Annotated in this window: 2 protein-coding genes (1 of these 2 running past the window's edge); both read left to right on the top strand. The window is 36.7% G+C overall.

The window, feature by feature from the left end:
* Positions 1 to 4, top strand: partial view of a GDSL-type esterase/lipase family protein gene (locus tag V7024_RS22975; protein ID WP_335524321.1) — the 3' end only. 782 nt of this gene lie to the left of the window's left edge; 4 of the gene's 786 nt are visible here — the last part of the coding sequence; its start codon lies off the left edge, out of view; the stop codon is at positions 2 to 4.
* A 115-nt stretch (positions 5 to 119) separates the two neighbouring features.
* Positions 120 to 488 (top strand): MarR family transcriptional regulator (locus tag V7024_RS22980; RefSeq protein ID WP_335524323.1); only part of this gene is annotated, 369 nt, incomplete at its 3' end.

Here is a 488-nt window from a genome sequence, read left to right on the forward strand (position 1 = left end):
TTAGTTGAACCAATCGGGTCCTTACAAGCGCTTTTTCACCTTAGCTTCACAAAAAAATCATTCTATTTTTATAACATTATGTTTTTTTGTTACAATAAGAAGAGAAGGGGGCCTGTTATATGGATTCACGTGAGTGGGAACGCATCGTTGATCATCTTCTTTCGCTAGTACCTCTTTTTTATCGCAAGTTTATGCTTCCCGGAGAGTTCTCTTCTCAGCGACACATGCCACCATCACATACGCAGGTGTTATTGTTATTGCATGAGCGAGATACATTAGCAGTTTCAGAAATCGGCAAACGATTAGCTATTTCAAGGCCGAATATGACACCATTGCTAAATAAACTCATTCAAGAAGAGCTTGTAGAGCGCCATTATAGCGAAAAAGATCGACGGGTTATTTTAATGTCTCTTACAACCGAAGGAAAATCATTAGTCAATCAATACAAACAATTCCTTTTAAAAAAACTAAAAGAAAATTTACAAACA

Origin of the sequence: Bacillus sp. JJ864, from assembly GCF_036963045.1 — a bacterium.
Lineage (GTDB): Bacteria > Bacillota > Bacilli > Bacillales > Bacillaceae_G > Bacillus_A > Bacillus_A pseudomycoides_C.